This window comes from Streptomyces sp. GC420 (assembly GCF_009916105.1).
In the GTDB taxonomy this organism is placed as follows: Bacteria; Actinomycetota; Actinomycetes; order Streptomycetales; family Streptomycetaceae; genus Streptomyces.
The window spans coordinates 1-14,960 of the sequence record NZ_JAAAXQ010000199.1 but is presented as its reverse complement, the minus strand read 5'-3'; the positions used below and the strand labels follow the sequence as shown (position 1 = coordinate 14,960).

The 14,960-nt window shown below is 72.3% G+C and carries 9 protein-coding genes; 4 read left to right on the top strand and 5 right to left on the bottom strand.

Translation table 11 applies throughout. The features are described 5' to 3' along the window. Positions 1-2: 2 nt before the first annotated feature. A complete protein-coding gene (gdhA, locus tag GUY61_RS22950; protein WP_166632123.1) occupies positions 3-1,355 on the bottom strand; it encodes an NADP-specific glutamate dehydrogenase in 1,353 nt (450 codons plus the stop codon). Between the two features lie 263 nt (positions 1,356-1,618). On the opposite strand from gdhA, the gene GUY61_RS22945 reads away from it, so the two are divergent. Together GUY61_RS22945 and GUY61_RS22940 are read left to right on the top strand one after the other, a co-directional pair. Next, entirely contained in the window at positions 1,619-3,448 is a 1,830-nt protein-coding gene (locus GUY61_RS22945; protein ID WP_166632122.1) for a glycoside hydrolase family 3 protein, read from the top strand. 91 nt (positions 3,449-3,539) lie between these two features. Continuing rightward, positions 3,540-4,175 (top strand): hypothetical protein, encoded by a 636-nt coding sequence (locus GUY61_RS22940; protein ID WP_166632121.1) that lies wholly within the window; start codon positions 3,540-3,542, stop codon positions 4,173-4,175. A 157-nt stretch (positions 4,176-4,332) separates the two neighbouring features. Here the strand turns inward: GUY61_RS22940 and GUY61_RS22935 are convergent, their stop codons facing one another. Together GUY61_RS22935 and GUY61_RS22930 are read right to left on the bottom strand one after the other, a co-directional pair. Further along, entirely contained in the window at positions 4,333-5,763 is a 1,431-nt protein-coding gene (locus GUY61_RS22935; RefSeq protein WP_166632120.1) for a S28 family serine protease, read from the bottom strand. Between the two features lie 99 nt (positions 5,764-5,862). Beyond that, the gene (locus GUY61_RS22930; RefSeq protein ID WP_243766679.1) at positions 5,863-6,246 is read right to left on the bottom strand and encodes a hypothetical protein; all 384 of its coding nucleotides are present in this window, start codon (positions 6,244-6,246) and stop codon (positions 5,863-5,865) included. Between the two features lie 289 nt (positions 6,247-6,535). On the opposite strand from GUY61_RS22930, the gene GUY61_RS22925 reads away from it, so the two are divergent. Further along, a complete protein-coding gene (locus GUY61_RS22925; protein WP_166632119.1) occupies positions 6,536-8,071 on the top strand; it encodes an MFS transporter in 1,536 nt (511 codons plus the stop codon). A gap of 51 nt (positions 8,072-8,122) precedes the next feature. On the opposite strand, the gene GUY61_RS22920 is transcribed toward GUY61_RS22925, so the two are convergent. Both GUY61_RS22920 and GUY61_RS22915 read right to left on the bottom strand, forming a co-directional pair. Further along, positions 8,123-8,902 carry a 2OG-Fe dioxygenase family protein gene (locus tag GUY61_RS22920; RefSeq protein ID WP_166632118.1) on the bottom strand — a complete coding sequence of 260 codons (780 nt, stop codon included), beginning with the start codon at positions 8,900-8,902 and terminating at the stop codon, positions 8,123-8,125. A gap of 587 nt (positions 8,903-9,489) precedes the next feature. Beyond that, positions 9,490-13,704, bottom strand: coding sequence for an ABC transporter ATP-binding protein (locus tag GUY61_RS22915; RefSeq protein WP_166632117.1), 4,215 nt, complete (start codon positions 13,702-13,704; stop codon positions 9,490-9,492). Positions 13,705-14,012: 308 nt separating this feature from the next. Between GUY61_RS22915 and GUY61_RS22910 the strand changes: the two genes are divergently transcribed. Continuing rightward, positions 14,013-14,960 (top strand): hypothetical protein (locus GUY61_RS22910; protein WP_166632116.1); only part of this gene is annotated, 948 nt, incomplete at its 3' end.

Genomic DNA, 14,960 nt, shown 5'->3' with positions numbered 1-14,960 from the left:
GATCAGATCAGGCCCTGGGCCACCATGGCCTCGGCGACCAGCTCGAACCCGGCGATATTGGCGCCGGCCACGTAGTTGCCCGGGCTGCCGTACCGCTCGGCGGTCTCGGAGCAGGTGTCGTGGATGTGCTTCATGATCTCCACCAGCCGTTCCTCGGTGTGGGCGAACGTCCAGGAGTCGCGAGAGGCGTTCTGCTGCATCTCCAGGGCGCTCGTCGCCACGCCGCCCGCGTTCGCTGCCTTCCCGGGGCCGAAGGGGATCCCCGCCTGCTCCAGGACCCGGAAGGCCTCCGGGGTGGTGGGCATGTTGGCGCCCTCGGCGACCGCCTTGACGCCGTTCCTCACCAGGGCGACGGCGTCCGTCTCGGAGAGTTCGTTCTGGGTGGCGCAGGGCAGAGCGACGTCGGTCGGCACCGCCCAGACCGAGGCGCCCTCCACGAAGGCCGCGTGCGCGCCGCGCCGCTCGGCATAGTGGGAGACACGGCCCCGCTCCGTCTCCTTGACCTGCTTCAGCAGGTCGAGGTCGATGCCCTTCTCGTCGAGGACGTAGCCGGTGGAGTCGGAGCAGGTGATGACGGTCGCGCCGAGTTGCTGCGCCTTCTCGATGGCGTAGATCGCGACGTTGCCGGAGCCGGAGACGGAGACGCGTCGGCCCTCCAGGTCCTCCCCGCGGTGGCGGAGCATCTCGGCGGTGAACAGCACCGTGCCGTACCCGGTGGCCTCCGTACGCGCCTGGGCGCCGCCCCAGCCGAGGCCCTTCCCGGTCAGGACACCGGACTCGTAGCGGTTGGTGATCCGCTTGTACTGACCGAACAGGTAGCCGATCTCCCGGCCTCCGACGCCGATGTCACCGGCCGGGACGTCGGTGTACTCGCCGAGGTGCCGGTAGAGCTCCGTCATGAACGACTGGCAGAAGCGCATCACCTCGGCGTCGGAGCGGCCCTTGGGGTCGAAGTCGCTGCCGCCCTTGCCGCCGCCGATGGGCATGCCGGTGAGGGCGTTCTTGAAGACCTGCTCGAAGCCGAGGAACTTGACGATCCCGAGCGAGACCGACGGGTGGAACCGCAGACCGCCCTTGTACGGGCCGAGCGCGCTGTTGAACTCCATCCGGAATCCGCGGTTGATGTGGACCTCGCCGGAGTCGTCCGTCCACGGGACGCGGAAGATCAGCTGACGCTCGGGCTCGCAGATCCGCTCGATGATCTTGGCCTGGGCGAACTCGGGCCGCTTGGCGAGCACGGGCCCGAGGGAACCGAGGACCTCGCGGACGGCCTGGTGGAACTCGGCCTCACCGGGATTCCGCCGCAGGATCGTGGCGTAGATCGATTCGATCGCGGGGGTCTGTGACAGGTGCATCGGATACGGCTCCTTCGCGCGCGGGCGAGGCGAGGGGGGTCGCCTCGCGAAGGATCCTCTCAGTAACACGCAAATCCCTCCCAACCGTCCCATCCCCGCGCGGCCCCCGCCGGGCTTCCCAACCCCAGTCCCGCGCGAAGGACCACCACGGGCGGTCCCGCTCCTTGACCGGCAATAACTTTCCGGCTATCCGTGTCCTGCTGGAAGTTTTCTTCATGCGAGTTGCGAGTTCCTCACGACTGTCACGACTGTCAGGAGCGCATGTGCACGAACGCGGCAGCACCTCCAGACGCACCCTCCTCGCCGCCACCGCGGCGACGGCCCTGGCCGCCGGTTCCTTCCCGGCGCGGGCCGACGGCCCCGGAAAGCCGGACACCGGGCAGCCCGGCACCAGGGAGATCGCACGCCTCCTCGCCCGGATGAGCATCGAGGAGAAGGTCGGCCAGCTCTTCGTGATGCGGGTGTACGGGCATTCCGCCACCGCCCCCGACCAGGCCGACATCGACGCCAACCTCAAGGAGATCGGCGTCAGGACCGCCGCCGAACTCATCGCGAAGTACCACGTCGGCGGAATCATCTACTTCGCCTGGGCGCACAACACCCGCGACCCGCAGCAGATCGCGGCCCTCTCCAACGGCATCCAGCGCGCGGGCCTCGCCGGGCCGACGCCGGTGCCGCTGCTGATCTCCACCGACCAGGAACACGGCATCGTGGCCCGGGTCGGGAAACCGGCGACGCTGCTGCCGGGCGCGATGGCGCTCGGCGCGGGCGGCTCCCGCGCCGGCGCCCGCGAGGCGGCCCGGATCGCGGGCCGCGAGCTGGCCGCGATGGGCATCAACCAGAACTACGCCCCGGTCGCCGACGTCAACGTCAACCCCGCCAACCCCGTCATCGGCGTACGTTCGTTCGGCGCCGACCCCGAAGCGGTGGCGCGGCTGGTGGCCGCACAGGTGAGCGGATACCAACACGGCGGTGTGGTCGCCACCGCCAAGCACTTCCCGGGACACGGCGACACCGTGGACGACAGCCACACCTCGCTGCCCACCATCCACCACACCCGCGAGCAGTGGGAGGAGCTGGACGCGCCGCCGTTCCGGGCCGCGATCGCCGCTGGCATCGACTGCGTGATGACCGCTCACATCGTCGTCCCCGCACTGGACCCGAGCGGCGACCCCGCCACCCTCTCTCGCCCCGTCCTCACCGGCATCCTGCGCGAGGAACTCGGCTACGAGGGGGTGGTGGTGACGGACTCCCTCGGCATGGCGGGCGTGCGCCAGCAGTACGGGGACGACAGGGTGCCCGTGCTCGCGCTCAAGGCGGGCGCCGACCAGCTGCTGAACCCGCCCGATCTCGCGCTCGCCCGGAACGCCGTGCTGAAGGCGGTACGCGACGGGGAACTGACCGAGGAACGGATCGACGCGTCCGTCCTGCGCATCCTCACGCTCAAGGCGCGCAGGGGCCTGTTCCGCGAGCCGTACGTCTCGCCCGGGGACGTGGCGCGCACGGTGGGCCGGCGCTCGCACCTGCTCGCCGCGGACCGGATCGCGGAAGGCACCACGACGCTCCTCGTCAACGAGGGCCGGCTGCTGCCGCTGTCCCGCCGCCGGCAGCCCGGCCTGCTGGTGGTCGGCGCGGACCCGGCCTCCCCGACCGGGACCACGGGACCGCCCACCGCCGTCCTCGCGGCGGCGCTGAACGAACTCGGCTTCTCCGCGTCCGCCCTGTCGACCGGAACCGCCCCGACACAGGCGAGGATCGACGAGGCGGTGGCGGCCGCGGCCGGCAAGGACGCGGTGGTCGTCGCCACGTACAACGTCTCGGCCGGCAGTTCCCAGCGCACCCTGGTCGCCGCGCTCGCCGCCACCGGCGTGCCGGTGGTCCAGGTCGCGATCCGCAATCCGTACGACATCGCCCGGCTGACCGGGGTCACGGCGTCCCTCGCCACGTATTCCTGGACCGATGTCGAACTGCGCGCGGCCGCCCGTGTCATCGCGGGACGTGCCGGGCCCACGGGGCGGCTGCCCGTGCCCGTGCAGCGTGCGGACGATCCGGCACAGGTGCTGTACCCGATCGGTTACGGGCTGACGTACTGAAGGTACGCCCCGGCCCTCTGGCGTGCGCCCGCCCGCGCGGGCCACGCTGGAGGCCGGTATCAGGGGGATATCGGGGATACCGGGGGAACCTATGCGCAAGTGGCGTTGTGCGCGGGTGGGGGCACTTCTGGTGGCGGTGGTGGCGGCTGCCCCGGTCCTGACCGGGTGCCAGATGACTGAGCGGCGCGGCACGTCCGGCGAGAGCACGGCGGCTTACGCGTCGGGCTCGCCACCCTCCTCGTACGGCACGGTGTTCCTCGAGCGCGAGGAGTGCAGCGCGCGCGCCGAGGACGACTTCCGCGAGGTGCCGTGCACCAGCGAGAAGGCCGCGGCCCGGGTGATCGCCCGCCACGGCGGTCGGCAGAGCGACGGGCCGCGCTGTCCCGCGCGCACGGACTTCGTCCTGCACATCACCCAGGCCCGGCCCTCGGTGGACGAGGACGGCGACGGCACGGTGCCGCAGGGCTACGCCTGCATGCGGAACCTGGAGCCGCCGCATCCCGGGGATCCGGGCGGCGGCGGGGGGCCGCTGACGATCACCGGGGACTGCGTCTACCGCTCCCGGGAGGGTGAGGTGAAGGAGACAGCCTGCGACGGGTCCGGTGAGCGGGCGCCGCAGTTCCGGATCACCACCGCGGTCGGGCGGCGCTCCGAGTGCCCCTCCGCAACGCTCCTCTACGTGCAGGTGGGCGGGGAACGGCCGGTCGGATGCGCGCGGGAGCTGTGACGGCGAGTGCGGCGCGGAGAGAAGTCCGGGAGAGGCGGCGAAGGCGGCGAAAGGGCCCGCACGAAAGGGCCCGCCCCGCGCACGGTGGCGCGGGGCGGGCCCCGGTGTGAGCGACCAGCCGGATCACGGCCGCTGCGGGCTCACGGACGTTTCGGGCTCACGGGCGCAGGAGCGGCTCGCGCTCGAGGTTCCGCTTGTCGAGCTTCGCGTCGTACTTCGCCAGCGGCCGCGCGAGCTCCGGGTTCCGCTGTACGGCGGTCGTCGCGACGCCCGCCCACTTCAGGATCGCGGCGGTGGCCGTGGCGCTCTGGTCCTCGGTGAGGCCGGAGACGCGGGCGCCGTGGTTGGCGCCGGGAGCCGTGAAGACGTAGCTGTCGCGTGCGCCCTTGCCGAGGCGGAAGGGCTCGGCGCCCCAGGGGTCGTTCTCGCCGTACACGAACAGCATGCGGTCGGCGTTGTGGCGGACCCAGGAGTCGACGTCACGCATCACCCAGGGCTTGAAGCGCATGGGGATGGAGCGCGGCACGAAGTTGCGCGGCTCCAGGTAGCCGTACTTCATCAGGCCCCCCAGGTGCGGAAGCTCGATGGTGGGGGCGCCGAGTTCGGTGCCCGCCTGGTAGTAGTACGGGGTGTACGGCTCCAGGCCCTGGTCGGTGTAGAACGAGAAGCCGGAGATGGAGTCGACGCTGTCCCAGATCTCCTGGTCGGTGGCGGTGGCCGCGACGGGGATCGACTCGCAGTCGGACTCCAGGCTGTACTGCCAGAACGCCCAGACGTAGTCGAGGACGACGGCCTCGTACGCCTTGTCGAGGCTGCCGACGGTGGTGAAGGTGAAGCCCTCCGCCTCGGCGAGTTCCCGGTACTTGGCGGTCAGTGCCTCACGGCGCACCAGCGCCTCGCGCTGCACCGCGTTGAGCCGGTCCCGGCACTCGGCCGTGCCGACTTCCTCGAAGAACTCGTCGTAGGCCGAATCCTCCTTGTTCACAACGTCGTTGGGGGCGACGTACGCGACGACTCCGTCCATGTCACGCGGGTAGAAGCGCTCGTAGTAGGTGGCGGTCATGCCGCCCTTGGAGCCGCCGGTGGAGATCCAGTTCTCCGGGTAGATCTTCTTCAGCGCCTTGAAGATGCGGTGCTGGTCGCTGGCGGCCTGCCAGATGTCCAGCTTGCTCCAGTCGGCCGGCTCGGGCCGGGACGGGGTGAAGAAGCGGTACTCCATGGAGACCTGGTTGCCGTCGACGATCTGGGTCGGCTCACGGCGGCCGGGGCTGGTGGAGACGTTGTAGCCGCCGGTGTAGAAGACCGTGGGGCGGCTGGTGTCCTTGTGCAGCAGGGTGATCCGCTGCTCGAAGGTGCCCTTGGACGGGTGCCGGTGGTCGACCGGCTGGGTGTAGTTCAGTACGAAGAAGCGGTAACCGGGGTACTTCTTCTCCTCGACGAAACTCATTCCGGGTATCGCCAGGACGCGTTCCTTGATGTCCTGCTCGGCCGTTTCCGCGGCTGTGGCCGCACCGGCCGATGCGCCGCCGACGCCCACGGTGCCGATGAGCACCACGAGCGACAGCAGCCATCTGAGCGCCTTGCGCATTCGCCCTCCCACTTTTCACAGATGTGGGCCGGAACCTAGCGGAGCCAACAGGCTTGCCGCCAGGCCCCGTTGGGCGCACGCGTCAGCAGTTGTGGCGGTTCAGCACAATATCCACCCGGAGGCGGTGGACCTACTGCCGACCGTGCCCTTCACGCGCACGCAGCGGTGCGCGGCGCGCACGGTCACGGGGCCCGCCTGGCGGCGGTAGAAGCCGCTGTCGGTGAGCGGTTTGCTGCCGCGGGCCTGGACGCTGACGGACATCCAGGTACGGGAGCCGGGTCTCTTCGCGACGGTCACGGCGCACTTGTTGTGGCCGCTGCGGTAGACGCGGACCTCGCCGGTGGCGAACTCGAGGGTCCTCACCTTCCGCCCCGCACATCCGGCCGCCGCCTCGGCACTGCCGCTGAGAGTGCCCGAGCCGAGGAGCCCGAGCGCGAGTGCCATCCCCGCGCCGAGCCGTGCGGCTCCCCGTATCGCAGTCATCCGCACCACTGATCCCTCCCGCCTCAGGAGCGTACTGCTGTACGGACGCGCGGGACGCCCACAGGGTTGCTCCCACGGCGCCCGCGCGCCTCGGCGGGACGGCGTCGGCTCCCGCCGGGCGGACCGCGGGCGCACGTCGCCGTGCCCGCCCGGCCGCGCTGGTCACCCCGGAGGAACGGTGGCCTCCTGGCGGCGCGTCCGGCCCTCAGTGGCCCGGCGTGGCGGGGTGGCCGGGCTACGGTCGAGCGGCATACACGAGTGCGGAACCACGGGAGGTGTCGCGGTGCCGATGGCCCGGTCACGGATCGACACAAAAATGGTGCCGGTCATCCTCGGCCTCTCCATCGCCTTCACCGTCACGGTCGTCGACCCGCTCATGCTCAGCCTGAACCTGCCGCAGATGAGCCGCGATCTCCAAGTGCCGTCCCAGCTCATCGGATTCCTGAGCGGGGCGGCGACCCTGGTGATGGCGGCCGCAGTCCTCGCCGTGGGCAGCCTCGCGGACTCCTTCGGGCTGAAGCGCCTGCTGATGCTCGGACTCGTCGCCGTCACGGTCGTCAACCTGCTCTCCACGCTCTCCCCCGGCTACCGCTACCTGCTGGCGATGCGTTTCCTGGACGGCCTGGGGCTCGCCGCGCTGCTGGGAGTGTCGTTCGCCCTGCTGAAGATGTCGGTGCCGGAGGAGAAGCGGCCGGCGGCCATCGGCGTCTTCATGGCCACGGAAATGGTCCTGTGCGGGGTGACCCCCGCGGTGGCGGGCTGGGTCGTGGACACCGTCGGCTGGCGCTGGCTGTTCCTCGTCACCCCGCTGCTCTGCCTGCTCTCGCTCTGGCTGACGGCCCGGTACGTTCCCGATCCGCCCGGCGGGCAGCGCCGCCGGCTCGACGTCGCCGGTGTCACCCTGGTCGGCGTGGCCCTGCTGGCCCTCGTCATCGGCGTCGCCGCGGCGCAGAACGGCATCTCCCGGCCGGAGACCCTGCTGCCGCTGGCGCTCAGCCTGATCGCCTTCGTACTGTTCGTGTTCCACGAACGCCGCACGCCCGAGCCCGTTCTCGAACTGGGGCTGTTCCGCAGCCGCGCCTTCAGCGTGGCCCTGGCCGCGAACCTCACACTGAACTTCATCGTCGGCGGGTTCGGCTTCGTCCTCGGGCAGTTCGGCGGCGTGGTGCTGTCGCTGCCCCCGCAGACCATCGGCCTGCTGTTCCTGCCCGGCACCCTGCTGATCGCCGGTGCCGTGGTCCTGGCCGGTGTCCTCATCGGGAAGTACACCCCGCGGCCGGTGATGATCAGCGGCCTGCTGGTGATGGCCGCGAGCGGACTGCTGCTCGCGGGCACCGCCTCCCCCGAGATGGCCGTGTGGCTGCTCGTGCCGGCCACCTGGCTGTGCAATCTGGGGTCACTGGTCACCTCCAGCTCGGTGTCCGAGACGGTCCTCGCCCACGCACCGCCCGAGAAGTCCGGCACGGTGGCCTCCGTGCAGCAGGCCTTCGGGATGACCGGCTACGCGTTCGGGCCGACCGTCTACCTCCTGCTCTTCAACGTCTTCTTCCAGCGCGAGTGGCTGAACGACGCCGAGTCGCGCGGCCTCTCGGTGACCGAGGCCGAGAATGCCGTGGACGCCGCGCGCAGCGGCATGGCGGTCAGCACGGGCAGCTCCGGGTACGACCCGAATCTGCTCCGGCACGCGTCCGGGCTGAAACTCGACGTGGACTTCACCGAGGGGCTGCGGCTCACGATGCTGACCGTCAGTCTCCTGCCGCTCCTGATGGCGGTGGCCGTCTACCTGCTGGTGCCCCGGCGCAGGAAGCCCCGGGCGCAGGCGTAGGGCCGGGGCCGGGGCCGGGTGCAGGCCCGGGGCCGGGTCAGGGGTCTCGTCTCAGCCGGGTGTGAACGTCACGACCAGGACGTCGCGGTACGCCGGCCGGTCGCGGGCGGCCGCGCGCACCGGTGAAACGCTGTGCAGCGTGCGGCGGTCGTCCCCCAGCAGGAGCGTTCCCGGCTCGCTGAGCGTGGTCGTCAGCAGCGGTTCTCCGTCCGCGTCGAATACGGCGCTCTCACCGCCGGCCGCGTTGCTCCGGCGGACCAGGAACGAGGACACGAGGGTGACGCCGTCCCGGTGCCGGCCCTCGGGCGTGGGCAGTCCGTGCGCGTCCGCCGAGGCGATGACACGGAAGGGATGCACCTTCGCGTTCCAGGAGGCAGCGTCGTCCAGGGCCGTGGCCACCTCTCCGAGCAGGCGCAGCAGTGCCCGGAGCACGGGGTCGGCCACGAAGGACTCCGCCAGGGGCTCGAACGAACGTTCAACGCCGATGTAGAGCGGGTTGCTGTTCTCCGGCTGCACGAAGGCCGCCTGCGGCAGCAGGCCGACCCGCCCGGACGCCGGCTGGACGGAGAACTGCCCGTAGCGGCGCAGGCGGCGCGTGCCCCGGTCGGAGGAGGCGTAGCGGTCCGTGCCGAGCGACTCCCAGTGGGCGGAGAAACGGCGCCACATGTCCTCGTCCACGCCCATGCACCGGCGTGTGACGGAAGCGGGTACGAGGTGAACACCGGCCGACACCAGCGCCCGCCCGGCGGCCTCCGCAACCTCGCTCGTCGAGGGCCGGCCCGGCGGAAAGGCGCTCGGCGCCGCCGGTGGCCTGCCGGCTGACTGGTTCATGGCGTACCTGCCTTCCCCCAGCCTGTACGTGATGTCCGCGTCCCCTCGACCGGCCGGACAAAACCGACGGCCCGCGCACACGTCTGCCGCGGCGGCGCGGCGTGGCGCGCGAGTGCGGCCACAACGGGCGCGGCTCTTGCGTCGCGCGTGCGCGCGAGCCCGGACGCCGTGCCGCTGCCCGCCCCGCCGTCCCCGGCGTCCGAGCCCGGTCGGCACGCAAGCCCGGACGCCGGCCCGGCCGGTCGGGACGGGGGCGCCCGGAGGTCCTGGGCTGTGACCGAACGCAGGCCGAGGCGAAGGCCGGGCTCGCCCCGACAGGCACCTGACACAGGCGGGCACTCGGCCCGGGCACTGCACGAGGTGCTCCGGCCGCGCGGCGGCCCGGCGCGGCACCGCGAATGCCACCACGCACCGGATGCGGCGCCCAGTGCCGGGCACACACCCGCTCGGACGCCGGCCCGGCCGGAGGTCAGCCGACCCGGGCGGGGGACGCGGGTCGGTCCGGACACCGGACGCAGGCCAAGCCCGAGGCACCGCGCCCGGCGACCGGGCGCGGTGCGGGTGGAGGCCCGGACGGGGGCCGGGTGTCAGACCGTGGCCGGCTCGCCGACGAACGTGCGCCAGAGTTCCGCGTAGCGGCCGTCCCTGGCCAGGAGGTCGGCGTGGGTGCCGTCCTCCACGACGCGGCCCCGGTCGAGGACGATCACCCGGTCGGCGCGCGCCGCCGTCGTCAGCCGGTGGGCGACGACGAGCGTGGTGCGGCGGCCGGCGAGGCGGTCGGTGGCCTGGTTGACCAGGCCCTCGGTGGCGAGGTCCAGGGCCGCCGTCGCCTCGTCGAGCAGCAGCACGTCCGGGTCGACGAGTTCCGCCCGGGCCAGGGCGATCAGCTGGCGCTGACCGGCGGAGAGATTGCGGCCGCGTTCGGAGACCGGGTGGAGGTACCCGCCGTCGAGGGTGGCGATCATGTCGTGCGCGCCGACCGCGCGGGCGGCGGCCTCCACCTCGGCGTCGCTCGCGTCGGGGCGCCCGTAGGCGATGGCGTCGCGCACGGTCCCCTGGAAGAGGTACGACTCCTGGGGGACGACGCCGAGCCGGTGCCGGTAGCCGGTGAGGTCGAGTTCCCGCAGGTCGGTGCCGTCGGCGGTGACCCGGCCGCTGGTCGGGTCGTAGAACCGCGCGACGAGCTTGACCAGCGTGGACTTGCCCGCGCCGGTCTCCCCGACGAAGGCCACGGTCTGCCCCGCCGGGATGCGCAGGTCGATCCCGGCGAGGGCTTCCTCCCCGTCGGCGTACGAGAAGTGCACATCCTCGAAGGCGATGTCGCCGCGCAGCGCCTTCACCTCGCGCGGGTGTCCGGGCTGCGCGGTGGTCGTCGGCTCGCGCAGGAGTTCCTGGATGCGGCCCAGCGAGACCGTCGCCTGCTGGTAGCCGTCGAAGACCTGCGACAGCTGCTGCACGGGCGCGAAGAACAGGTCGATGTAGAGCAGGTACGCGACCAGGGCGCCCACGGTGAGGGTTCCCGCCTCGACCCGGCCGGCCCCCACGACCAGCACCAGCGCCGCCGCGACGGACGACAGCAGCTGCACGAACGGGAAGTACACGGAGATCAGCCACTGGCCGCGCACCCGCGCCTGCCGGTAGTCGTCACTGCGGGCCGCGAACCGCTCGGCCCCGGTGCGCTCGCGGCGGAACGCCTGCACGATCCGCAGCCCTGCCACGCTCTCCTGGAGGTCGGCGTTGACGACGCTGACCCGTTCGCGGGCGAGTTCGTACGCCTTGACGCTGCTGCGCCGGAAGAAGAACGTGCCGACGATCAGCAGCGGCAGCGTCGCGAAGACGACCAGTGCCAGCTGTACGTCGATGACGAGCAGGGCGACGAGAATGCCGAAGAAGGTCAGCACGGAGACGACGGCGGTGACGAGCCCGGTCTGCAGGAACGTCGACAGGGCGTCCACGTCCGTCGTCATCCGGGTCATGATCCGCCCGGTCAGCTCGCGCTCGTAGAAGTCCAGGCCGAGCCGCTGGAGCTGCGCGAAGATCTTGACGCGCAGCGCGTACAGGACCCGCTCGCCGGTGCGCCCGGTCATCCGGGTCTCGCCGATCTGCGCGGCCCACTGCACCAGGACGACGAGCAGGGCGAGCACCGAGGCCGTCCACACCGCGCCGAGCGCGGCCCGCTGCACGCCGTCGTCGATGCCGTTCCTGATGAGGACCGGCAGCAGCAGTCCCGCGATGGCGTCGGCGGCGACCAGCAGGAGCGCGAACAGCAGCGGCCTGCCGAAGCCGCGCAGCAGCCGGCGCAGGCCGTACGACTCCTCGGGCCTGGCCGCCCGCTCCTCGTCGATGCCGGGGGTGTCGGTGGCCGGCGGAAGCGCGGCGACCTTGGCCAGCAGGTCGGGCGTCGCGGGCATCCCGGCGAGCGCGCCGGCCATGCCGGGCGGGCCGCCGTGTCCGCCCGGGGCGACGGGCGCGGCGGCGGACACGGCGGCAGGCGGGGCGGCGGCGGACACGGGCGCCCGTTTCGCATCGAGCGCGGCCGCGGCCCGGGCACCTCGTGCCCGCCTCGCGCGGAGGGCGGTCGCGCCCCGGGACGCGGCGGCTGCCGCGCCGTCCCCGGCCTCTGCCTCCGCCTCGTCCTCGGCCCGCCGCCACAGTCCGGGCGTGACGCCGTCGACGACGCGCCGCCTGGCGTTGACCGGCTCACAGTCGATCTCGGCCTCGACCTCGATGTCCACGCCCAGGTCCTGGGCCATGGCCGGGTCGCCGAAAGCGGCGTACGACGGCCGGTCCCGGCCGGCTTCCCCGGACCGGCCGTTCCCACGGTCCGCCCGGGCGGAGCCGGGCCCCGTCTCCGGCCGGGCGTCCGTGCCGCCCCGGCCGTCGCGGGCCGCGTACGGGCGCCGGTCCCCGTCGGCGGTCGCCGGCCGGACGCCGTCCTGGTCGCCGACCGGGCCGGGCCCGGCGAACCCCGTCGCCGCCGAGCCGCCGACGCCGCCGCCGAGCGCGCCCGCCGGGTCGCGCTCGATCCCGGACAGCTCGTCCGGGTCGGTGAGCAGCCTGCGGTAGAGCGCGGACCGCTCCTGGAGCTCCTCGTGCGTGCCGATGTCGGCCAGCCGCCCCCGCTCCAGGACGGCGATGCGGTCGGCGAGGTTCAGCGTGGAGCGGCGGTGGGCGATCAGCAGCGTCGTACGGCCCGCCATGACCCCCTTCAGCGCCTCGTGGATCTCGTGCTCGACGCGGGCGTCGACCGCGGAGGTCGCGTCGTCGAGGAGGAGCAGCCTCGGGTCGGTGAGGATCGCGCGGGCCAGCGCGATGCGCTGGCGCTGGCCGCCGGACAGGGTCAGGCCCTGCTCGCCGACCTTGGTGTCGTAGCCGTCGGGCAGCTCCGCGACGAACCGGTCCACCTGGGCGGCCCGCGCCGCCGCGAGGATCTGCTCCTCGGTGGCCCCGGGGTCCCCGTAGGCGATGTTGGCGCGCACCGTGTCCGAGAACAGGAAGCTGTCCTCGGGAACCATGCCGATCGCGGAGCGCAGCGACTCCAGGGTCAGCTCCCGCACATCGTGACCACCGACCAGGACGGCGCCGCTCGTCACGTCGTAGAAACGGGGCAGGAGCAGCGAGACCGTGGACTTTCCGCTGCCCGAGGCGCCGACGACGGCGAGGGTCTCCCCCGGCCGGATCGTGAACGACAGTCCGTCCAGCACCGGCCGCCCGTCCTCGTACGCGAAGCCGACGCCGTCGAACTCGACGGTCGCCGGGGCATCGGCGGGCAGTTCGACCGTGCCGTCCTCGATGACCGGTTCGGTGTCGATCAGTTCCAGTACCCGCTCCACGCCCGCGCGGGCCTGCTGGCCCACGGTCAGCACCATGGTCAGCATCCGCACCGGGCCGACGAGCTGTGCGAGGTACGTCGAGAAGGCGACGAAGGTGCCCAGCGTGATCTGCCCCCGGGTCGCCATCCAGCCGCCGAGCGCCAGCATGGCGACCTGGCCGAGGGAGGGCACGGCCTGGAGCGCCGGGGTGTAGACGGAGTTCATCCGGATGGTACGCAGCCGCCCCGCGAACAGCCTCCCGCTGACCTCGCGCAGCTTCGCGGTCTCCTGCGCCTCCTGCCCGAAGCCCTTCACCACGCGCACCCCGGTCACGGCGCCGTCGACCACTCCGGCGACGGCGGCGGCCTGCCCCTGCGCGTACCAGGTGGCGGGGAAGAGCCGGGTCTTGCTGCGTTTGGCGAGGATCCACAGCGCGGGGGCCATGGCCAGGGCGATCAGGGTGAGGAGCGGCGACAGCCAGGCCATCACGACCAGCGAGATGACGAACAGCAGCACGTTGCCGATCATCATCGGCAGCATGAACAGCAGGCCCTGGATGAGCTGGAGGTCACTGGTGGCGCGCCCGACGACCTGACCGGTGGACAGTTCGTCCTGCCGCCGGCCGTCGAGCCGGGTCAGCGAGCCGTACATGTCGGTGCGCAGATCGTGCTGCACGTCGAGCGCGAGCCGGCCGCCGTAGTAGCGGCGGATGTACGTCAGGACGTACACGGCGACGGCCGCGCCGACCAGCAGCGCCGCCCAGGGCAGCAGCGGCCGGTCCTGCTCGCTGATCACCTCGTCGAGAATGGTCCTGGTGACCAGCGGCACCAGCGCCATGACGGCCATACCGGCCAGCGAGGACCCCAGCGCGAGCAACACGTTCCGCCGGTACCGCCACGCGTATCCGGTGAGCCTCCTCGCCCACCCGCGTGCCGCTTCCGGCTCCTGCCCGTCCTGCCCGCCCTGTCCGTCCCGCCCGTTCCCCGCCACGTCGCGGCTCCTTTCGCCGCAACTGACCAACAGCGCCGGGTGCGGTTTTCATCCCGCCGCAGCGAAACTCCCGCCTCCGGTGGAGGCGGACCGGTCCCGGGGACCAGGGCCCGGGGCCCGGGGCCCAGGGCGGAGTGTCCGCCGTCCGGCGGTATGCCCGGTGGTGGCGCGGGCGCCGGCGGTCGAGCATCGCATCATCACTCCCCGCCACCTGGGACGCACACTGCGTATCCGCCGCTCCGGATCCCCGCCGTGTTCCGGTGCCGTGCGCCCCGGTCCCGCCCTCGAACCCTCAAGGAAGGTCCCCGATGAGAAACCTCCTGCGGCCCGGCACCCTGAGCGCCGCCGTCGGCATGGGACTGTGCCTGGCGGCACTGCCCGCCGGTCAGGCACAGGCCCAGACGTACGTGCCCTGCAACAACGTCACCGCGCTGGGGAACGCCATCAACCAGGCCAACGCCGGCGGCGGGCTGATCGTCCTCGCGCCCAACTGCACGTACACGATCAGCGCGCCCGACAACCCCGGGGACGCGCTGCCCGAGATCACGGGGAACGTCAGCATCGCCGCCCGCAACGCCACCATCCGCCGGGCCCCGGACGCCGCCGAGGACTTCCGGATCTTCCACGTGGTGCAGGACGGGAGACTCACCCTGACCTCGGTCACCGTCAGCGGCGGCAGCATCGGCGAGTTCCCCTACCTGTACGGCGGCGGGATCCTGAACGACCGCGGGACCGTCAACCTGGTCAGCGCGACGGTCAGGGGCAACGAGGCGTTCTCGGGCGGCGGCGTCTACAGCAGCCAGGGCACACTCTCCCTCAGCCGCAGCACGGTGGAGGAGAACACCGCGTACCAGGGCGCGGGCGTCGCCAACGCCTACGGGACCACGACCATCTCGGGCGGGGCACTGCGCTCCAACACCTCCACGTTCGCCGGCGCCCTGCTGAACTACCCCCAGGGCACCGCGACCCTGAACGGCGTCTCCGTCACCGGCAACATCGCCGGCTCCTCGGGCGGCGGCGTCTACAACGGCGCGGACTCCGTGCTCCGCCTCAACTCGACCACCGTCAGCGGCAACACCGCCGAGTGGGGCGGCGGCCTCTTCAACGACGAGAGCACGGCGACGCTCGTCGGGAGCCGTGTCACCGGCAACACGGCGCACTCCGAGGGCGGCGGCGTCTACGAGTACTCCGGCGCGGTGAACCTCCTCGGCAGCGTCGTCACCCGCAACACCCCGGACAACTGCTTCCCCGAGGGC